Genomic DNA, 20,390 nt, shown 5'->3' on the forward strand with positions numbered 1-20,390 from the left:
CTAATTTAAAAGATTAATTAGAAGCGAGGAATTTTAACATGCAAAAACAAACCATTTTTACTTCAGCATTTCTTTTTTTATTTATTAGTAACTTTTTAACTTTTATAGGATTTGAAATGTTACTACCTATTCTACCAGCCTATTTAATTAGCATACATGCTTCTCCTTTTCAGGTAGGGTTGGTTACTACAGTATTTACAATAGGCGCGATTATCATTAGACCTTTTGTAGGCTATTATTTAGTCGATCACAAAAGAAAAGGTTTAGCTATTGGTGCAGGGGTTATGTTATTGATGATTACAATCATGTATCCCTTTTTAAACACAATCTGGCTCTTCCTACTATTACGGTTTTTCCATGGAGCAACATGGGGAGTGTCAACAACTGCGAATAGTACAATGGCGGTGGATTTAATTCCAAAAACAAGATTAGGTGAAGGTATAGGCTATTTTTCAATATCCACAACAGTGGGAGCAATCATTGCCCCTAGCTTAGGCATCCTAATCTATCATTCTTTTTCTTTCCAACTATTAATCTATTCTTCCGTCATTCTTTGCCTTATGGCAGTGATAGCACTTCAATTTGTTTATTCGGCTGAACCAGTTAAGCATGAGAAGCAGCCATTTCGATTTATGGAAGCAGTTTTTGAGAGAGAAGTATGGTTTCAAGCATTACTGACTGTTATGACAACACTTGGCTTTGGTGCAATCATTACCTTCCTTGTGCTGTACGGTGAACAAAGAGGGTTAGATCAAATTTTTTTATTTTTCCTTATCAATGCGATTGTTTCCACTTTACTACGTCCATTTACAGGAAAATGGTTTGATAAAACCGGGCCATGGTCGATTATCATTGTGTCAGCAGTAGTAGGGTTTTTATCATTGATTGTGTTATCATACGCGACAAATAATGGGTTGCTTATTATCGCAGCCATCCTATTCGGGGCAGGCTATGGAACCGTTATGCCTTGTTTACAAACATGGACTGTTCAAAAAGTAAGTGAGGCAAAAAGTGGAGCAGCTAATGCAACATTTCTTTCTAGTTTTGATATTGGAGTAGGCATTAGCGCATTTATATTAGGGCTTTTAGCTGAATGGATTAGTTTAGAGATGATTTTCCGTGTTGTTAGTATAAGCTTTCTTCTTGTTGCTCTGTTCGTTTATAAAGATGCTAAGAGAACAAGAAAAAATAAACATATGTAGACAATAAAATTTTAGTCCATGCTAGGGATGGCAGGAAATTTTAGGCTGAAAGCAGAAACTAAAATAGGATCACTATTATCTTTTCATGTTTGGCAAAGGGGGCGAATGCTATAGAAATAACAAAAGGTGTAAAGGTACTCGAACTGAATTATCAAGGATTTATTATTCATCCAACGCTTTTGTGGGACCAAGACATGGCTGTTTTAATAGACGCAGGTTTTCCTGGACAAATGGAAGAATTGCGAGAGGCGATGGTACAGGTTGGTGTTTCTTTGGACCAGCTAAAGGCGGTAATTCTCACGCATCAGGATGTGGATCATATTGGTTGCCTGCCAGAATTAATACAGACATGTGGACAGCATATACGAGTATATGCACATGCACTGGAGCAACCGTATATTCAAGGGGAACTACCATTATTAAAAGATGCGCATTTAGAAAATCCACCAAAGGGACGAGTGGATGTAACCTTGAGTGATGGAGAGGAATTGCCGTTTTGTGGTGGTATTCAAATCATCCATACACCAGGACATTCGCCAGGCCATCTCAGTCTTTATTTGACACAAAGCAAAACATTAATTGCCGGTGACTCACTATACAGTGTAGAAGGCAATATTGCGGGTATCCATGAGCCGTCTGTATTAGATTTAGCGGAAGCACAGGAGTCTTTAAAAAAATACCTAGATCTCGATATTGAAACGGTTATTTGCTATCACGGGGGAATAAGTAGGGGAGCTGTCCTTGATCAGCTTCATCAAGCATTATCATAAACAAGAGACCACTCCAGTAAAAGGGGTGGTCTCTTATTATTATTCGGTAATAGTTTCTTCAAACGATTTTCGCCCAGGGCTTACCTTGTTAATATGAATATCGATTTTACTAATGGATTCCTTGGTTAAAGGGATTTTACCATCCTTCTGTATTTTTTTCCATACCTTTACATTGTCGCGATAGAGATATTCTGACAATCGATAGACGTCTGCATCTATGTTTAAGCCTGCCTCAAAAGTAGCCATAATTTCTTTTTTGACTTCACTCTCTACTTTTTTTCTGACCTGACTCGGTGTCACTTTTCCTTTAAAGCCATTCAAAATGGTGTTAAATTTTAAATACACTTCAAATTTTACTTGATTGTTTTGAACAATTGGTTTGACATTGACATCTAATTTTTTAATATCAACGGTTAAGTAGTCGCGCTCCTCCGTATTGTCTAATTTAATCGTGATTTCTCCTTGCTTCGTTGCATCATTCATCCATTCAATCCCTCGCGCTGTATTGCCTTTAATAAAGCCTTTTAAACTGTTCTTTGACAGGATACCGACACCTGCAAAAACAGTTTCAGTTCGGGATTCCTTTGCTGTTTCCCAGTCTTGATTGATGGAAATGAATGGGACCTTCATTTCGTGGTTTGGCTCATTTAAACCAATGACTAGCTGTCTCAAGTTCACCGGCTCTACAAATGATTCTTGTTTCGAGGTATTTTTAGGATTACTCAATTTAGTCGCAGTTGGCGATTTTTCAAGAATAGGAGATACTAATAAAACTTCCTCGATGGGGTCTTGTGTACAATAAACCCAAATATGGTATCTTGTTTCTCGGAAACGTAGAAAAGTGTCGATAATGGGAATGGCATGCTCACTTTCCATAGCTTTTTCCGAGAAAAGGAGAAAGGTCATATGTCCCCAAAAGACTTCTTGGTCCATTGAACGATACAATTTATAGATAGCTTCTTCAATTGTTTTTCCTGTAGCTTTACCGACTTCAGTTGGTGCAGCTTGTGGGTTCGATTGTTCTGTTTTTGCTACATTGGCAAAGTTCATAAGTTGGATGTACGCTATATATTCATTATCCTTAAAATCAACACCAACACCTTGCACATAATACATCCGTTGGGGTTCTGTTACATCCCAACAGCCTGACAAGAGTAGTGTAGTCGTAAGCATTAAAATAACAAGTATTATATTTTTTTGGCTCATATATCTCCCTACTTTTTAAAGTTCCTATTATTTATTTTGTACAACTAATAGGTGTATTATAAGTAGATATTATAAGTATGTAAGGAAAACCAAATAAGAAAGTGCTGCTCGCAATTTGTTTTTGCGACAGCACTTCATTATTAATGAAAATATTTTTCGACACGTTGAACGACGTCGTTAGCTGTTAGCCCATTCGCGTCAATGACAGGCCCCTTCATAACTGGATCACTAATCCCCATGACGTCTCGATCCTGACCCGTAATGATACAGGCATCACATTTTTTGGCATCCTCTTCATTGCGAAGCTGGATGACTTCATAGCCTTTCGCTTTTAAAGCCTCTTCAATATTAGATAATGACTCTTCAACACCAATAATTCTAGACATAATTTGTCCACCTCCTACAAGTAATGTGCCATTTCATGTTGTGCATTATTCATATTAATATTATTTTTTTGAAGGTGGATAATGACTGTATAAGTAACAAACAATTATTAAGATAAATCCTCTCTTACTAATGGCTGCGTACTACATCTAAAGGAAGCACCGAAGCTTCGAGAAATTGTAAAATCGATATATTCTACCGTGATTCCTCTTTGTCCTAATTGGTTGCCAATCGAAATAAGCGGAATTTCGATGACCGTATAGACGAAGTTCTTCACGAATTGACGAAGCCATTGAATTCCGTTTTTATTCGAAGCTAATCCAGAATTCCCGACAAAAATAGTTTTATCTAACACTAATACATCTCCACCTTACACGGTACGGCTTCAGAATCTAGTCCCTCTGATGAATCAGACTTTGGGATAGAGACATAAAAACACGAATTATGATTGGATTCCTGTACTAATATATGACGCACTGGTAAAATTTCATTGCGCCGATGTGGAAAGTGAAGTGAACCTTCGATTAAAAACGGACCAATCGTGAAAAAAGGGCCTCTTACGAAGAAATTACTATAGCCATCTTCTTTTCCCACTTCTTTTTCATAGGCTGTTAAGCGTCTTGGCATGTACTTCAACACTTCTTTTAAATTTGTTCGTTCTAATTCTTACAAAGGTGGTGAAGAGATGGGCATGGCAGAAGTATTGACCATTGTTTTTGTCCTATTAAAGCTAACGGATATTATTACTTGGTCATGGTGGCTTGTTTTATTACCGGCCTTATTATCATTTAGCTTGTATGTCATCATAATTGTGGTGAAGCTCATCATGGTATTGGTAGCTGTATTTGCGGTAAAAAAACGAGACGTGGCGAGATAAAAATGAAAAGGGTGGTAAGATTAGTCGAGTATGAGTATGACTAATCTTACCACCTGATTATTTGCTAAGCTCGTAGGTTTTTATAGCTGGAGGAACAAAGCTTTGACATTTATCTAAAAGCGCTGACGCATCTGCATCAACGATTAACGCTTCTCGATATTGCGCTTTTAAAAATTGTTCCTGTTGCATATGATCAAAAAATGAAATTAGTAAATCGAAATACTGTTCAATATTGAAAATGGCACAAGGTTTTTGAATGAGGCCGATTTGATTCCAAGTAAACACTTCAAAAAATTCCTCTAATGTACCGGGACCACCAGGTAGGGCAATAAAGCCGTCTGCTAGTTCCATCATTTTACTTTTGCGTTCATGCATCGTGTTGACAACGATTAGTTCTGTTAGCTGTTGATGAGCAATTTCACGCTCCTCTAACAAGGTAGGAATTACGCCAATAACCTTTCCACCTTCTTGCAGCACAGTATTCGCTACTGTTGCCATAATACCAACGCTTGCCCCACCATAAATAAGGGTAATTTGACGTTTGGCTAATTCTTTTCCTAGTTGAATTGCGCCTTCACGATAGGCGTCTGAAGCGCCGATGCTAGATCCGCAAAATACTGCGATACTGTTCATTGTTGATTCCTCCATATCTGATGAGATTCTTTTATAGTATAATTTAATTTAAATAGGAAAGAAATGGAGGAAGAGCGAAAATGGAATTAAATGAGTTCCAACAATGGGTAAAGGGCTACTATGAAAGCCGTGGGTGGTCAGAGCTCAACATATTTACACGAATTGGCTTTTTAGCAGAAGAAACTGGCGAGGTTGCTAGAGCTATACGAGCATTAGAAATTGGCCGAGATCGACCTGATGAAATAACACAATCGTATGAGGAAAATAAGCAAGAGCTTATTGAAGAGCTAGGTGATGTAATAGGGAATATTATTGTTATTGCCAATCACTACGATATACCACTTAAGGAAATTTTCGTGGCGCATCAAGACAAACTATTGAAACGTTATCAGGATTAGGAGGAAACTTATATAGATACGCATATTTCGATTTTATTTGAACAGCATGATGATTTTGCGAATTTTTTAAGTGAAAAAATTCGTAACTTTAATAACGAGCATTCACTTCACCATCGGGAAAGTAGGCAGAAGGGAGCCGTTCGTCCTCTCCATTTGATCGTTACTGATCAACACCAGCAATGGGTTGGGGGGTTGACCGCTGAAGTTTATTGGGGATGGGTGGAAATACATAAATTTTGGTTTCATGAAGAGTACCGAGGAAAAGGCTTGGGCAGTAAGTTGCTGGCACAAGCAGAGATAGCTGCACAGGGAATGGGCGCAAAGAAGGCTCTGCTTACAACCTACTCGTTCCAAGCCCGTACGTTTTATGAGGAAAGAGGCTATCAAGTGGTGGGAGAAATAAACGATTATCCGCCTGGCAGTAGCTATTATACGATGGTAAAACTATTTGATGCTGAAGAAGACTGTCTATGAAAATAGGCAGCATTTACTAATTGATGTCACCTAAATAAATAGTTGTTTCCAGCCCTTGCTCATATCGCTGAAGTTGTGAAATTAATGCTTTCGGATAAAGTTGGAACTCATGGAGCCTTGCCACCGAGACCCATTCTGTCCCAATTTGGTGACTATCTGGATTAGAGGGCTGGTGCAACTGTTCATGAAGCTGACATAGAAAATAATATTCTACTTGATGAACTTCTGCGTCAAAGGCAGCATGCTCATGATTTTTTCCAATATATTCGCGGATAAAAAGAAGTTCTCCAATATGAACAGATGCACCAATTTCTTCAAGGCATTCTCGTTGAAGTGTCGCATGAAATGTTTCACCATGCTCTTGTCCACCTCCAGGACAAATATAAAAATACTCCTCCGAAATTTTATTTTTGATCAGCAATATTTCACCATCAATGAGGATGATGGCTTTGACAGAATTTCTTATCATAGGAACCTCCCTAGGTTTGTTAATTTTTTATGATTATGACTAAAACGCTTCATGAATGTCTACCTTAATAAAAAGGGGAGATGAAGCGTGTATTCAATGTCCAATTTTAAAATACTTGTTGAAAAACAGACTGAGATTGATACAATTTATCAAAATTGCGATGATTTAATCCAATCAACGGTCACACCGAAACTAGATGCTGAGGTCGATCAGTTTCTACAGCTCGTTGAACAACATTTGACAGAGCAAGGTTTTAACATTACGCAAACTTCTACAGGCCTAATTGCCCATTTTCAAAAGGCGGTCATTAATGTCGATAAACATTCTAAGCATTTGGAACAATGCTTTTTTATCAATTTAAATAGCTACGCAGAGGATCAGGTGTCAATTGTGTTAGACATCTCACCTATCATGCTACCTAAAATTTCAAATCAGCTAGACGGCTATACGGATATTATTGAGCAAATGACGGATAAGCTAAAGCAAGCTAAAAGTCTGGAGAAAGCCTGTACGAATCCTAAATTCCTTTATAAAACACAAAGTAATAAAGTGTTCCAATCCGCACAGGAAGTGGTGGATCACTATTTTCAATAAAAGGAGAAGCCACCCTAAGTAAATAGGGTGGCATTTTTGTTTAATTTAGATAAGATGCCCGCTAGCATCCATTATCGAATATATTTTTTTGCACTAAACCACATCATGATCGTTAACACCAAGAAATAAAGTGGCATCGTCAGCAAGGATTCATTGTGAAGCAAACTCATACCAAATGTGATCACACTGACAAGCAAGTAATAGCCGAGACTAAAGATGGCACCGGCTGTTCCAATGACGTCGTGAAAGTCTACCAATGCTAAACTTAAACAATTAGGAAGGGCAATGCCCGTGCCTAACAGCAAGATAAAAACGGTAACCATGATGCTCATGGGTAGCATACTAGTAGGCAATGGTAAAGTACAGACAATCATTAAAAGGAAAGCGCCAATCACCATCACGGAACAACCTACATAAATAATTTGTTGAGGTGGATGCGTGGTGATAAGTCGCTTAGAGATCATAGCCCCTATAATTGAGGCTAGCGCTACGATGATGCCAAGAAAACCAAAGAGACCAGGCGTCATCTGAAAGTGATCAATGAAAATAAAAGGTGCCTCCGCATAATAGCTAAATAACACACCGTTAATGCCCCCAATGAGCAAACCATAGACAAGAACGGTCGGCGAAGCAAAAATGCGTTTGGCGACTGGCCAAATCGCTATTCTTTGCCTAACAGCTGGTTGTGTTGTTTCAGGTAGTCTGGCATAGGCATAGATGAACAACCATATACTCATGACCACTAGGACAAAAAATACTGCCCGAAAGCCAAGTACTTGATCCACCCAGCCCCCAATTAAAGGTCCTACCGCAGGTGTAAACGCAATGACTGCGGAAATTTGAGCGAACATTACATGTCGTTTATTACCGGTTACACTTTCACGCAAAATGGTCTGCGTAATAATAGAGCCAGTAGCAGCACCGAATGCTTGAATAAAACGACTTATAATTAGAATGGAGATAGTGTCCGCATAAAAACATAATGCGCTCCCCATTCCATAAAAAACTAAACCGCCTAACATGGCAGGTCTACGGCCAATAATATCAGAAATCCATCCCCAGCAAAAAACACCTAATGCAAATCCAATAAAATAGATGCTTAAGGTTAATTGGACAGAACTATTGGATACACCAAGTGCATCTGCAATGTCCGGTAGAGATGGTGTATAAATGGTTTCACTAATTTGTGGGAACGCCACAAGAACAATCATTAACAATAAAGATGGTACTGCCTGTTTTTTCAACATATTGCCCTCCTACAAGCAAATTCTACTTTGTTAGTTACAAGTAGAAAGCGTAGCTAGGGAAACGGCGGGACCATTATTAGAATACGTTCATAAGATAGCATGTTGAAATCACCTTTTTATGCTTTAAGTAGGAGTGCATAGTCGCTTTCTATTATAAGCTATTTTTTAATTTTTATATAGTAATAATTGTTATTTCTATTAAAATTTAAGAGAAATAGCTTGTGCTGAAAATGGGAATTTCATAAGATGGAATAAATAGGTTTTCTATAATAGGTAGATGAAATGGAAAGCTTATGAACAGTGTAGAGATTTATAGTAGGGGAAGGCCCCATTATACTTGATGGTAAAGGATAAGAAATTGTGAGGGGGGAAGACCGATGTTTCCAATGTTAGAAACGGACCGACTTAAGCTAAGAGAAATGACGCAGGCTGATGTACCTGCCATTTTTCAATGCCTTTCAAATGAGGAGGTAACACGCTATTATGGGCAGGAACCTTTTATTGAAAAACAACAGGCTGAACAGTTAATTAAGCATTTTGACAAAAACTACGAGGAAAAAAGAGGTATTCGGTGGGGTATTGAGCGTAAAGAAACAGGAGAAGTCATTGGTACGATTGGTTTTCATTTATGGTCTGCTCCACATAAACGGGCAGAAATCGGCTATGAAATCCATCCAGATTACTGGCGTCGGGGGTATATAAAAGAAGCAATTCAGCAAGTAATCGCTTATGGCTTTGAGCACATGAATTTACAGCGTATTGGGGCTGTCGTGTATTTAGAAAATGAAGCATCCAATCAACTGCTACTGAAACTAGGGTTTCAGCAAGAGGGAATTCTAAGAGACTATATGGTGCAAAAGGAAAAACCATATGATACGTTTATCTATTCTTTATTAAAAAAAGAACAGCCACATTAACTTCATTTAAATTAGAATCAGTGAGAAATCGAAAGAACAGTTTGTTCATCTATGGGATGTTTCATGGAATAAATAGGGATTGATATGTAACGCTTTCTGGGGGTGATGCTAAAAATGTTTGATATAATTGTAGTCATTATTTTAGCGATGTAATATGGTGTATTAATTTGGAGTTATTTCTACCGAAGAAAAGCTGCAGCTGTCAACTAGCGCCGCAGCTAAGTGCGTGCGATACACTCAATATTAATATGTGCAATTTAAGGTTATCTATACATAAAAAAGCCGCAGCGAGGGAAGTAGCTGAAGCATAGATATTAACTGAACAATATGAGGAAATTAATAAATATGGTAATCCTCTACCTATTACGAATAACCAAGAATTTGTGAAGAATCATACTTTAACTAACGGAGAGCGATTGCCCAATAAATAGTGTTTGATGATCTCTACGAAATAGTGTTAAGAATCCCCAACACTCATCTTTGTAATTCTTAATTAATATAGGTTTCGGGAAAGTTACGCAGTTAATCAATAACATGAAGAAAACGGCAACCAGCTCAAAAAAGTTTGTTTTTTTGTCTAAACCTATATAGCCTTTCTCACATTTTGTGGAAGCGGCTTGATGCTTGATCCCTGGAACATGATTTTTTTAAACCGATGACCGTCAGAGATAGGAAGATATCATGTAATATACGGATTTTTCCTATGCCTTTTATACGAAAACCCTCTACATTTTTAGATAACATAAGGACTAACAATATCGCGGTAATTTATAAGTCTCCACTTTTGAATAGTCGTCTTGAAAGTATGTAAAGTAACCACTGTGAAACGTTCAAAAGCGGAGAAAAGTAAATGTATCACTTTTCTCCGTTTTATTTCCGTATAATTTCTGTTGCTTTATAAATTAAATATATTATTTTCCGTTTTTTCCCGTATTCACATGAAATGAAACTTAATCAGTGGGGCATTCTTCATCACCCATTGATTATTTAAGGAACTTTGGTACGCGGGATAAAAAGACACTTTACTTAAATTTATGAGTTACCATTTTTTCGAGCAGCCGCTTCATCTAAAATCTCTTCTCGAAAACCACTCATACTTTCTTCCCTACGTGCATTTTTTTGCTTAAGTGCCTTTCGTTCGTTTTCATCAACGTAAGCCATCATTTCTTCTGCAGCTTCCATATTTTCCTTAGTATTTTTCATCATATCTTGAAGCTTTTCAACATTATCTGATCGATCATCTGGCTTTGGGGTATTTTTCTCCATTTTACTTCCTCCTTCTTTTTAATAAAGTCACAAGATTTATCGTCCCCGATTTAACTAAAAATATTCAGTGCAATAAGTGGAATTTTCTTCAAAAACAAATCTTTGTAAGTAATAGGTCCTCACGTTAAGTTGTAAAGAATATAATTCACGATAAATGGATATAATCAGCATGAATAAACGGAAAAAAATTATGACTAGATAAAAAGAAAATGAGGCGGTAGTGACATGTCTATGGAATGGTTTAACAGAGTAACTGGTGAGCTTCAAGATCATTTGAAATCGATTTGCGAAGAATATGACCAAATCGGTCATATGAATATCAATCGAGGTTCAAAACATCCCCGAATTGAATTTTTTATCTCGACAGAAGATGACGACAGGGTTTACTTTTGCACCCTCCTCTTTGATCCGTATAATGAAGAATTTTACTTAGAAAGCTTTGATATGACGCTTCAACAACCTACAAGAATTATTTTGGATGATATTACTGATGTGGTTGAAGCTGTTCATGAAAGTTTTCATGAATTTATTGACGAAGATAGTGAAGTCTTTTATGTAGATGATGAAGAAGAATATGAAGTTCTAGATGATGAAATTACTCTTGAAGAAATTGATGTGGAATGGGAAACTCCGGAAGTCACGGCTTATCAAATTGAAGATAATCTTGAAGTAACCTATCAGTTTGGGGTAGATAGAGCTAATGGAGATGGCGTTCTGCGAAGAGTCAATCGGATCTGGACAGAAGACGGGGAACTATTCGAAGATGAAAGTACCTTGTCATTTAAAAAAGAAGAGGCAAGTACCATTATCGCCATGATTGCGAGCCATATGGATACTATGACTGGGTATGAAGAAATTATAAACGAATAAGAATAACTGGGCAAAAATTTGCCCGGTCCTTTTTTGTCTATTTGACTTCAGAGCTTCATCGTTTAAAGACTTAAGGAAAATAGGTCAACAAGGGAAATTGGATAGCTCTTGGACAAGACAATAAGATATATCTTTACTCACCGAATGAAGAAGTAAATAATTTTGAAACTACAAGTACATTTTATCACTTATCTGAAGCTGAGATAGTTATTGGAAACATAGACATGAAAGAACGTAATGATCTTTCATTTTCTGTGGTGTAGTGTTGATTTTACGCGACATGTGTGGCTAACGGGCGCTTTCCTAGAATATGGAAAGTGCTTTTTTCATTAAAGGGCCATTTTCTTGAGTAACACATTTAAAGAAAATCATTATGGAGCAAAGAAGTTGTGAAGATTTTCACTTCAACTAAAGGTACAGGTTTGATATAAAATGAAATTAAAAAAGTTCAACCATTAAGTTGAACTTTTAAAGTTTGTTACATATTTTCAAATTGGAGATACTCTAAAATATTTCCGAAGGGGTCTCTGAAACTAATATATTTACCTGGAGGACAACTAGCTGGTTCATCTACAATAAATTCCACTTCTTTATCTTTTAAGAATTTAACCGTTTCATAAATATCTTCAGTTCTTAATCCTAATACAACTCCTGTATTTTTATTATCTTGATTAGAAGTTATATTATCTTTTGCCTCTAAAATAATTGGTAACTCACCGTGTACAAGTGATGCAATATTAGGTCCATACTGCTTGTTTAATTCAAAACCTAAAGTATTAGTATAAAAGTCAATTGCTTTGTTTAAATCGGGTACGTAAATACTTATAACACAAACTTGATTCACTATTTTATCCCACCTATTATTAGTATTACTGTAAATATTCTACATATATTTATAAGAAACCTTTATTTTGAAAAATTTAAAAAACGAGTTCATTCTATACATTTTGTTGATGATATCTGTCTCTTAGTTTTAATAGCAACAATCTTTGAGAAAATAGCCAGTAACATTTATGAGTAGACTCTTTGTTGAACTGACGATATTCAACAATCGGGCACGATTCGGTAGTGACCCCTTAAAGTTAGAGTTTTTATTATGCAGCTAATTGGCTGGCATGTTTTCGGAAATTTACCGGACTCATGCTGGCCAGTTTTTGTTTAATACGAACATTATTATAATAATTGATATAATCATTTATTTTCTTTTGTAATGCTTTATAAGAGATTAATTGTTCTCCATAATACATTTCCTGTTTTAGTAAGCTAAAGAAGTTCTCCATGGCCGCATTGTCTGCGCATGTTGCTTTACGAGACATACTTTGAAAAATCCTGTTCTGCCTTAATGTTTTCGCCCACGTATTGTGTTGATAGTGCCATCCTTGATCGGAATGAATTGTTGTCCGATATTCAGCACGCTTTAGAATAATTGGAAGTGCTTGTTTAAGTGAATCTAACACAAAATCTAGGCTTGGCCGTTTTGACATACTAAACCCAATAATCTCACCATTATATAAATCCATGATCGGACTTAAATATAATTTTTCATCATCTGTACATTTAAATTCAGTTACATCAGTCACCAATTTTTGAAGGGCATATGACGTTCTGAATCTACGATTCAAAAGGTTTTTAGCGACTTTCCCAACTGTTCCTTTGTATGATTTATAGCGTGATTTACGTACGAATTTTACACATTTTAACCCTAGGTTTTTCATGATTCGTTGTACCTTTTTATGATTAATTGTATGTCCTTGCACTCTTAATTCCGCATGAATTCGGCGGTAGCCATATCGACCTTCATGTTTTTCAAAAGTCTCTAAAATCAAGACTTTCCACTCTATGTCTGGATCCTTTTGCCCCATCAGTTTAATATGATAATGATACGTCGCTTCTGGAATATCCACTTGTTTTAAAATATCTTTTAATCGAAATCCTTCTTGTTTAAGTTCGAAGGCGATGGCAGCTTGTGCTTTTCGAGGAAGGCATCTTGATTCTCCCGAAAAGCCTTCAACTTTTTTAAATACGCCACCTCTAAACGAAGCAGTTCATTTTCGCGTTCTAGCTGCTCCTCACGTGACATTGTTTTTTCTTGGTTATTCGCTGTGGACTTTTGTTTCTTAGACATAGACGGGCGCCCCTTTGAATTTTTTTGCAGGCCCTCTATCCCTTCTTTTAAAAACCGATGATACCAACTGGCAACTAAAGTTGGATCATTCAAGTTAAAGTGAATCGCAGTATCTTGATAGGAAGCACCTGTTCGTTTCATAAAGTTTAATACATCTATTTTAAAATGAACAGAATAAAACTGCTTCGTTTTCTTAACTAATAAGCCGTTACGTCCAAACTCTTTATAAGCACGTACCCATCTCCTTAATGGAGAATCACCTATACCATATTTCTTCGCTATCGCTCGATATCCTATAGACCCACTTAAATATTCTTGAACCACCATCAATTTAAATTCTTCACTATATTTAGTCATAAAAATCACCCCAAAAGTTAGTTTTTCACTCTAACTTTTGGGGTGCAGTACCTTCTTTAATAAGGATCAGTGCTCGTTTTCATTAAAGGGCCAGTTTGTGGAGTATCACAGGTAGAAAGTGAACAAAGCTTTCTATAAAAGCCAAATAATTAAAAAAAGAGAGAGCTAGTAGCCCTCTCTTTTAGCGTTACACATAAACGTATCCACGACTGTCTTTAATCTTTTCCGTTACTTCTAAAAGAGCATCCTCTTCATTCTTTGCTTCAAGTTGATGGAGCTCAACTGCTCCTTGTTCATCAACGTTAATTTGTCTAAATCCGCCATAATAGATTATTTCATTATTAGCACCAGGATAAAAGGGAAACTGTACTTCATATACATGTAAAACTTCTTTACCGTACGATTACACAACAAAACGAACGATTTTCGATGTTATATGACCTGATTCACGTTTATGGCTTATCGTTCGATGTATATAAAATCGTGTATATTTCTTAGTGTTGTCAATCCGCATTTCCCTTGTACTCCGTCAATAGAAAAAATTAAAATTATTCTGAGAGGAAATAAAGAATTGATCGTTATAGTAGTAAGGAGGTGAATCAGATGGAGATAGATGAAGTGATTGCACGAGTAAAGAACGGAGAAGATCATTGCTTTGCATATATTATCAAACATTATGAACAAAAAGTATTTACCACTGTTCTACGAATTGTCCGTAATCGTACTGTTGCAGAAGATATCGTTCAGGATATTTTTATTAAGGTGTACTATAACCTACATAAGTATGAAAAACAAGGGTCGTTTAATGCATGGCTCTATCGGATTGTTGTCAATAAGTGTTTTGATTATTTAAGAAAATATAAGCAGCAAGCAAGATCAATAGATATTGATATAGCAGACGGTCGTTATCCAGAAAAAATTCTATTATTACGTGAGAAAAATGAGCAATTAGAACAACTCCTACAACAGCTAGATGAAACCGAGTATTTCGTGTTGTTGCTAAAATTTGTGAACGGGCTTCGCTACGATGAAATTAGTGAAGTGCTTCAAATTTCTATGAACGAAGTACGTAACAAACTGCACCGTAGTAAAAGAAAATTAAGATCAATCGGAACTACAAAGGGAGGTTACTTTTATGAAATGTGATTCGTTACTGATAGAAGATTATGTGGAAGGCTTTTTAGAAGCTAATGAGTTGGAGAAACTTGAAGCCCATTTGCAAACCTGTAAAAGTTGTCAAAATGAATACCAGCAATTAAGAAATGAGCAGCAAACTTTATTTGCACAGCTTAATACTCCAATTGTTAAACATAGTAGTCAATCGGATCTAATTATGCAGCGTATTCAAACAAATACTAAGCGTAAGAAATTGCAGCATAGTTTAAAAATTAGTGTAATTAGTGCTGCAGTTCTGGTCTTAAGTTTCGGACTTTATTATTGGAATCGAATGCCCAGTGAAGTTGCACAGCCAATTGATGAACCAGCGGAATTAATCGAACCAAACAGTGGTGACCAGGAGGTACTTAAAACAGGTGAACAAAACCAAAACCCTAGCTTAGATGCACCGTTTTTGGATGTTTCAATCGAGCAAGTGGTTGATGATGGAGATAACATGGAAATTGAATTTCGTGTAAAATTCAATGATGAAAATCAGCGTTATTATGAAAATTTATACACTCAAATGCTAACTCGTTATGAATATGATGAATTTCTAAATCCACCAATTGATAAAATGGAAGATTCCTTTTTCGGTGAAGTTCGAACAAATGTCCATTTTGCCCTTAAAAATGATGCGGGTGAATTGATTACAGGGCATAGATTAAAAGAAAAACCGTTAATCCATAGTTCTTTTAGTGGGAGGGGAACTAATGTATTAGGTGAAATGATTTATTCGGTTTCTGTCCCAAGCTACACTAAGCCAACTGTATTAGAAGTGTTTGCTATGGAAAAAATTGTGCACAATTTAAATGAGACGCAACTAAATCCGCAACAGCCGCAACCATTTCAATTTGAAAACGCAGAATATACAGTAGATTCAATGGAAATTGAAAATAATTCATTGCACATTCAAATTTCTACGGAAGGTGAACCAAAGATAAATCCGATGGGATGGAATATTGTAATAGATAATCGCTTAGTTGTTGCTGATAGAAATTCTAGTAAATTTGATGAAAAACGTACTAATAATCGTACCATTTATAGAGCACAATTTAACGATTTACAAAATATACCGAACACTTTCAAAATAGTGCCTTCTACTGTAAAAATAACAGAAGAGATTGAGCCCATACGGTTGAAATTAAATTAGTGGTAAAAAACTTTACAGTGAGAGCCTTTTAATGAGAAGAAAAAATTTTGTCAGTAATTTCGTATAAAATATGATAAAAGACTTTTTTAATTGTAAGTTAAAAAATGACTTCAACAATCGGGCGCTATTCTTGTAGGTGAATTGTGACTTTTCTGGTATGCCCAAAAACAGTATAACATAAAGAAAAGAGCCATTTGACAAATAGATATTGACAACCTATTAGTCAAAGTTAGGGAAGACACCAAAAGCCAAGAAATGCTATGAAACCAACATTTCTTGGCTTTTCTTTTGAATTTGTTTATACAGCTTTTTATGCAAGGTAAATACATAACTATTATCAATCTTCCAGTATATGTATAATTGAGGTGTGTTGATTTTTTTAATGATGTAAGGAGTGAATACAAATGGGAATTTATCCTGATTGCCGTGTTATTGCTAAGTCAATTGAGGTTGGTGGACTAACGAAATGGCAGCTTATTCAAAAGTTACAAGAACATTCAATCTCAATGAATCCGTATGGAGAGAAATTATTATCTGATGATAAATTTATTACTTCTGAAACAAAGTACAGCCTAAAAACTGTTGAACTTGCTGTTAGGAATCTTGGTTTTCCTGATGGAGCTACTATGCCTCAGCTTATTAAACAAGCAAACAAGCTTGGTTTAGAATTATGTCCGCTTGAGGTTGGACCTTACTTAAGACTTGAATATTTAGACCAAGCTGAAGGCGATTCAGGGAATTCTCTACAACAAAATCAAGCTCCTTCTGGGTCCATCACAATAGCATCAGAGATAGTAAGTGATGATGATAATTTTCCTAAAGGATTTTACCTTAGAAAAATAGCTGGCGTACTATGGCTACGTGGTTATCTTGCTGACGACTTGCATATTTGGAATCCTGATGATCAATTTATCTTTAGTAAATCAGAGAAAATGAATAGGAGGGGAGATGAAAATGATGGAATTACGAAAAATAACCGGGAAAACATAGAAGAAGTCATACCACTTGAGGTTGGAGAAAAGCAGAAAAAATTGTAGAAACTACGAATCTCAAAAGCTTTGCAGATGCTCATATGTTGAACACGGACGGGATACCAGCGACTCAGGTTGCCATTTATGTCGATGAAGTTGTGGTTGGATTTATGATGTATATTTATGATACGTTGGATCATGAATCATTTGAAAATGAAGAGTTTTACGGAAAGAAGAGCTATTTTGTATGGCATATGACGATTGACAAAAGGTATCAGGGGAAAGGGTATGGCAAACTTGCCTTTGAAAAAATGTTGATGGATATCCAAAAGATGCCATATATGGGGAAGCAAAGTATGTAACGCTCTTATATCATACAAGCAATGACAAAGCAAAAGCATTATACGCTCCCTTTGGTTTTGTAAATACAGGCATTATTCAGGATCATTCCATGTTGGCGATTAAACATTTAGATAAGCAAATAACCTTAGCTATCGGAAAGTAATGAAGCTTTCAACGTCTCGACCTATCACCAACTTTAATATTTATACCCCAATCGGATGCTTTTTTATAAAGATCATTCTTTATGAAAAGGCTAGAATGGGCAATAATATTTCTTTCTAAAAAACGTCCGCTGACCCATTTTACAATATTTACAGCTATTTCAGTCTAATTACCGATAGCATTTTAAGTGATTATCCTTTATTGTTAATAGGTCGTAAAAGACACTATCAGGAATATCCTGCAAATATTGAAATGATAGGTGGAAAACAATGAATTATCAAGTTTTATTATATTACCATTACACGAAGATTGAAGATCCAGCTGTGTTTTCAGCAACGCATTTAGAAATGTGTAAAGAAATCGGTTTAAAAGGTCGTATTTTAGTAGCCAATGAAGGCATAAACGGTACAGTTTCGGGTACGATTGAGCAAACAGAGCAATACATGGCAAACATGCAAGCTGACCCATTATTTGAAGGCATTGTCTTCAAAATTGATGCGGCAGATGATCATGCATTCAAAAAAATGCACGTACGCCCACGACCTGAGTTAGTAAACTTAGGCTTAGAAGAAGACGTAAATCCGCATGAATTAACAGGTCGCTACCTGTCACCAGAACAATTCCTTGCAGAAATGCAAGATGAAAATACAGTAGTATTAGATGTGCGTAACACGTATGAATACGATGTCGGCCATTTTCGTGGCGCGATTCGACCAGATGTAAAAAACTTCCGTGATACACCGGAATGGGTACGTGCAAACCGCGAGCTATTCGAAGGGAAAAATGTTTTAACATATTGCACGGGTGGCATTCGTTGTGAGAAGTTTTCAGGTTGGATGAAACGTGAAGGCTTTGGCGAAGTCGGTCAATTACATGGCGGTGTTGCAACATACGGAAAAGACCCTGTTGCGAAAGGTCAATTATGGGACGGACAAATGTATGTATTTGATGAGCGCTTAACGGTGCCAATCAATCAAGTAGAGCATGTAATTATTGGTCGTGATCATTATGACGGTGAGCCTTGTGAACGTTACATTAACTGTGCAAACCCTGAATGTAACAAACAAATCATCGCATCTGAAGAAAATGAAGCCAAGCATCTGGGTGGCTGTACAATTGAATGTACAAAGCATGCGCGCAACCGCTACATCGTGCGTCATAATTTAACAGAAGAACAAGTAGCCCAAACGATTGAGGCATTACAAGCATAAGCATGAACAGCTGTCTAAACGTATAAAAAAATTAAATTTCTTTCATAACCTCTAAAACTATATAGAGGCGCTTAAAACACTCTATGTAAGTGTTCGAACTATCCATTTCAAAATTGGACTAGTTTGCTCGCTTACATCGGGTGTTTTTTCTTTTGTAGGGAAAAAGGAAGGGGGGGGATAGATCTGAAGCTGTTTAGAGTAAATGATCACAGGGTATTCAAAAAAATGTAATGGCATTTAATTAGTCCAAGCTCACAACGTGTTTTTAATAATTAAACAAAATAGGAGATGATTTATAATGGTAAACCCACATCTAACCGACCCACGTAAGAAATTTCATACGGAAAAATTCCCAGATCAAGAACAGAACACTCCAGCGTTACAGAATGAAATGAGCCCCAAACCTGACTGTGGAGAAAAATCATATAAAGGATACAATCGTCTGGAAGGGCGCAATGCCTTGATTACCGGAGGCGATTCTGGGATTGGTCGTGCTGCTGCTATTGCCTACGCACGCGAAGGAGCAAATGTGGCCATTCAATTCTTCCCGGGTGAAGAGGAAGATGCCAACGAGGTCAAAGAACTAATTGAAAAAGAAGGCAGAAAAGCACTATTGCTACCGTATGATTTGCGGGAAGATGGCACTGCGACAGAGATTGTTACAAAAACAGTGGAAGCCTTTGGTGGATTGGACCTGCTGGTATTAAATGCTGCGCAACAAATCGCACAGCCATCCCTAAGTGACTTAACAATCAACCAGGTGCAAGACACTTTTAAAGTAAACATCATCAGTATGTTCGAGACCGTCAAAGCTGCTGAAGAACATCTGGAACCAGGAAGTGCGATTATTACCACCACATCAGTTCAATCTTTCGATCCGTCCTCTTCTTTAATGGATTATGCCGCTACAAAAGGTGCGATAAGCAACTTTATGGTATCCCTGTCCTCGTACTTTGCTTCTAAAGGTGTACGTGTCAATGGTGTCGCACCTGGGCCAATTTGGACACCACTTCAACTGGATAACGGAAAATTGGAAGGAGAAATACCTGAGTTTGGCCAAAATACTCCTCTCGGCCGTGCGGGACAGCCGGTAGAGCTTGCACCCGTGTATGTTCTTCTAGCCTCGGATGAAGGAAGCTATATCACCGGTCAGATATATGGGGTGACCGGCGGCAAGCCGATAGATTTATAAGCTTAAGTAGGTGATAAACAGACTCCTTCGAAATCAGTGATGTTCCACTGACTACTCCTTAAAGAAAGCAAGGGAATGGGTAATAGATGGTGCACAAACAGGTAAGATACTATAAAATCCCTCAAAATGGACCATGTGTATTTGTGTTGAAGAAAGTAGTCAACTACGGTAGCTGCTGTTATCAGCGAACTCCGTCTCCTATATGAGACGGAGTTTTTTATCTTTTGAAAATGGATAATTTATTTATAATTGGAACTTATACTCATTTAGGACGTATTAAAGTAAACGGACTATATCAGTTCGAAGAGATACATATAAAAAATAATCATTAAAAAGGAGAAAATGAAATGAATATTTATTTAGTACTATTTCCAATGGTTAGTATGTTGATAGGTTTGTATTTAGTTTGTTTGGG

24 protein-coding genes and 1 pseudogene are annotated in these 20,390 nt (G+C 36.8%); 14 read left to right on the plus strand and 11 right to left on the minus strand.

Annotation, left to right across the window (positions count from 1 at the left end):
* Nucleotides 1–38 precede the first annotated feature (38 nt).
* Nucleotides 39–1,202, plus strand: coding sequence for an MFS transporter (locus tag MKY88_RS09365; RefSeq protein WP_328201878.1), 1,164 nt, complete (start codon nt 39–41; stop codon nt 1,200–1,202).
* Between the two features lie 110 nt (nt 1,203–1,312).
* The gene (locus MKY88_RS09370; protein WP_328202844.1) at nt 1,313–1,972 is read left to right on the plus strand and encodes an MBL fold metallo-hydrolase; all 660 of its coding nucleotides are present in this window, start codon (nt 1,313–1,315) and stop codon (nt 1,970–1,972) included.
* A gap of 39 nt (nt 1,973–2,011) precedes the next feature.
* Here the strand turns inward: MKY88_RS09370 and MKY88_RS09375 are convergent, their stop codons facing one another.
* The 4 genes from MKY88_RS09375 to MKY88_RS09390 all read right to left on the minus strand — a co-directional run bounded on the left by MKY88_RS09375 (nt 2,012) and on the right by MKY88_RS09390 (nt 4,189).
* Entirely contained in the window at nt 2,012–3,178 is a 1,167-nt protein-coding gene (locus tag MKY88_RS09375) for a Ger(x)C family spore germination protein (RefSeq protein ID WP_328201877.1), read from the minus strand.
* Nucleotides 3,179–3,318: 140 nt separating this feature from the next.
* Nucleotides 3,319–3,564, minus strand: a complete 246-nt coding sequence (locus tag MKY88_RS09380; protein WP_193831663.1) for a YkuS family protein — start codon at nt 3,562–3,564, stop codon at nt 3,319–3,321.
* 107 nt (nt 3,565–3,671) lie between these two features.
* Nucleotides 3,672–3,917 carry a hypothetical protein gene (locus MKY88_RS09385; RefSeq protein ID WP_328201876.1) on the minus strand — a complete coding sequence of 82 codons (246 nt, stop codon included), beginning with the start codon at nt 3,915–3,917 and terminating at the stop codon, nt 3,672–3,674.
* A complete protein-coding gene (locus MKY88_RS09390) occupies nt 3,917–4,189 on the minus strand; it encodes a hypothetical protein (RefSeq protein ID WP_328201875.1) in 273 nt (90 codons plus the stop codon). Before MKY88_RS09390 ends, MKY88_RS09385 begins: the two co-directional genes overlap by 1 nt.
* A gap of 58 nt (nt 4,190–4,247) precedes the next feature.
* Between MKY88_RS09390 and MKY88_RS09395 the strand changes: the two genes are divergently transcribed.
* A complete protein-coding gene (locus tag MKY88_RS09395; RefSeq protein WP_328201873.1) occupies nt 4,248–4,439 on the plus strand; it encodes a transmembrane Fragile-X-F protein in 192 nt (63 codons plus the stop codon).
* Between the two features lie 57 nt (nt 4,440–4,496).
* Here the strand turns inward: MKY88_RS09395 and MKY88_RS09400 are convergent, their stop codons facing one another.
* On the minus strand, nt 4,497–5,072 hold the full coding sequence (locus MKY88_RS09400; RefSeq protein WP_193831665.1) for an LOG family protein: 576 nt from the start codon (nt 5,070–5,072) through the stop codon (nt 4,497–4,499).
* 80 nt (nt 5,073–5,152) lie between these two features.
* Between MKY88_RS09400 and MKY88_RS09405 the strand changes: the two genes are divergently transcribed.
* Together MKY88_RS09405 and MKY88_RS09410 are read left to right on the plus strand one after the other, a co-directional pair.
* Complete coding sequence (locus tag MKY88_RS09405; protein WP_193831666.1) at nt 5,153–5,470, plus strand: MazG nucleotide pyrophosphohydrolase domain-containing protein; 318 nt, start codon at nt 5,153–5,155, stop codon at nt 5,468–5,470.
* Nucleotides 5,471–5,548: 78 nt separating this feature from the next.
* Nucleotides 5,549–5,944 carry a GNAT family N-acetyltransferase gene (locus MKY88_RS09410; protein WP_340814812.1) on the plus strand — a complete coding sequence of 132 codons (396 nt, stop codon included), beginning with the start codon at nt 5,549–5,551 and terminating at the stop codon, nt 5,942–5,944.
* Between the two features lie 16 nt (nt 5,945–5,960).
* Here the strand turns inward: MKY88_RS09410 and MKY88_RS09415 are convergent, their stop codons facing one another.
* Nucleotides 5,961–6,413 carry an NUDIX domain-containing protein gene (locus MKY88_RS09415; protein WP_193831667.1) on the minus strand — a complete coding sequence of 151 codons (453 nt, stop codon included), beginning with the start codon at nt 6,411–6,413 and terminating at the stop codon, nt 5,961–5,963.
* Between the two features lie 96 nt (nt 6,414–6,509).
* Between MKY88_RS09415 and MKY88_RS09420 the strand changes: the two genes are divergently transcribed.
* A complete protein-coding gene (locus tag MKY88_RS09420) occupies nt 6,510–7,007 on the plus strand; it encodes a hypothetical protein (protein ID WP_193833639.1) in 498 nt (165 codons plus the stop codon).
* Between the two features lie 71 nt (nt 7,008–7,078).
* Here the strand turns inward: MKY88_RS09420 and MKY88_RS09425 are convergent, their stop codons facing one another.
* On the minus strand, nt 7,079–8,251 hold the full coding sequence (locus MKY88_RS09425; protein ID WP_291760622.1) for a multidrug effflux MFS transporter: 1,173 nt from the start codon (nt 8,249–8,251) through the stop codon (nt 7,079–7,081).
* A gap of 380 nt (nt 8,252–8,631) precedes the next feature.
* Here MKY88_RS09425 and MKY88_RS09430 point away from each other — a divergent pair, with 380 nt between their 5' ends.
* Nucleotides 8,632–9,171 carry a GNAT family N-acetyltransferase gene (locus tag MKY88_RS09430; RefSeq protein ID WP_328201870.1) on the plus strand — a complete coding sequence of 180 codons (540 nt, stop codon included), beginning with the start codon at nt 8,632–8,634 and terminating at the stop codon, nt 9,169–9,171.
* A gap of 1,032 nt (nt 9,172–10,203) precedes the next feature.
* Here the strand turns inward: MKY88_RS09430 and tlp are convergent.
* A complete protein-coding gene (gene tlp, locus MKY88_RS09435) occupies nt 10,204–10,437 on the minus strand; it encodes a small acid-soluble spore protein Tlp (RefSeq protein ID WP_036221151.1) in 234 nt (77 codons plus the stop codon).
* A 225-nt stretch (nt 10,438–10,662) separates the two neighbouring features.
* Here tlp and MKY88_RS09440 point away from each other — a divergent pair, with 225 nt between their 5' ends.
* A complete protein-coding gene (locus MKY88_RS09440) occupies nt 10,663–11,307 on the plus strand; it encodes a hypothetical protein (protein ID WP_054613295.1) in 645 nt (214 codons plus the stop codon).
* 478 nt (nt 11,308–11,785) lie between these two features.
* Here the strand turns inward: MKY88_RS09440 and MKY88_RS09445 are convergent, their stop codons facing one another.
* From MKY88_RS09445 to MKY88_RS09455, 3 genes are all read right to left on the minus strand, one after another.
* Entirely contained in the window at nt 11,786–12,151 is a 366-nt protein-coding gene (locus MKY88_RS09445) for a VOC family protein (protein ID WP_340813473.1), read from the minus strand.
* Between the two features lie 250 nt (nt 12,152–12,401).
* Nucleotides 12,402–13,265 carry an IS3 family transposase gene (locus MKY88_RS09450; protein WP_340814809.1) on the minus strand — a complete coding sequence of 288 codons (864 nt, stop codon included), beginning with the start codon at nt 13,263–13,265 and terminating at the stop codon, nt 12,402–12,404.
* Nucleotides 13,229–13,789, minus strand: a complete 561-nt coding sequence (locus MKY88_RS09455) for a helix-turn-helix domain-containing protein (protein WP_036223000.1) — start codon at nt 13,787–13,789, stop codon at nt 13,229–13,231. The genes MKY88_RS09450 and MKY88_RS09455 overlap by 37 nt, the downstream gene beginning before the upstream one ends.
* Nucleotides 13,790–14,392: 603 nt before the next feature.
* Between MKY88_RS09455 and MKY88_RS09460 the strand changes: the two genes are divergently transcribed.
* From MKY88_RS09460 to MKY88_RS09485, 6 genes and pseudogenes are all read left to right on the plus strand, one after another.
* The gene (locus MKY88_RS09460; protein WP_340813474.1) at nt 14,393–14,935 is read left to right on the plus strand and encodes an RNA polymerase sigma factor; all 543 of its coding nucleotides are present in this window, start codon (nt 14,393–14,395) and stop codon (nt 14,933–14,935) included.
* Nucleotides 14,925–16,097: an anti-sigma factor family protein gene (locus MKY88_RS09465; RefSeq protein WP_340813475.1), complete on the plus strand. Its 1,173-nt coding sequence runs from the start codon at nt 14,925–14,927 to the stop codon at nt 16,095–16,097. The genes MKY88_RS09460 and MKY88_RS09465 overlap by 11 nt, the downstream gene beginning before the upstream one ends.
* Before the next feature lie 404 nt (nt 16,098–16,501).
* Nucleotides 16,502–17,032: pseudogene (locus MKY88_RS09470) on the plus strand (helicase); the annotation flags it as partial.
* A 137-nt stretch (nt 17,033–17,169) separates the two neighbouring features.
* Entirely contained in the window at nt 17,170–17,430 is a 261-nt protein-coding gene (locus tag MKY88_RS09475; RefSeq protein WP_328201868.1) for a GNAT family N-acetyltransferase, read from the plus strand.
* Nucleotides 17,431–17,841: 411 nt separating this feature from the next.
* Nucleotides 17,842–18,783 carry an oxygen-dependent tRNA uridine(34) hydroxylase TrhO gene (trhO, locus tag MKY88_RS09480; protein WP_069481027.1) on the plus strand — a complete coding sequence of 314 codons (942 nt, stop codon included), beginning with the start codon at nt 17,842–17,844 and terminating at the stop codon, nt 18,781–18,783.
* A gap of 298 nt (nt 18,784–19,081) precedes the next feature.
* Nucleotides 19,082–19,975: an SDR family oxidoreductase gene (locus MKY88_RS09485; RefSeq protein WP_193831670.1), complete on the plus strand. Its 894-nt coding sequence runs from the start codon at nt 19,082–19,084 to the stop codon at nt 19,973–19,975.
* Nucleotides 19,976–20,390 lie beyond the last annotated feature (415 nt).

The organism is Lysinibacillus sp. FSL R7-0073 (assembly GCF_038009065.1).
Lineage (GTDB): Bacteria > Bacillota > Bacilli > Bacillales_A > Planococcaceae > Lysinibacillus > Lysinibacillus fusiformis.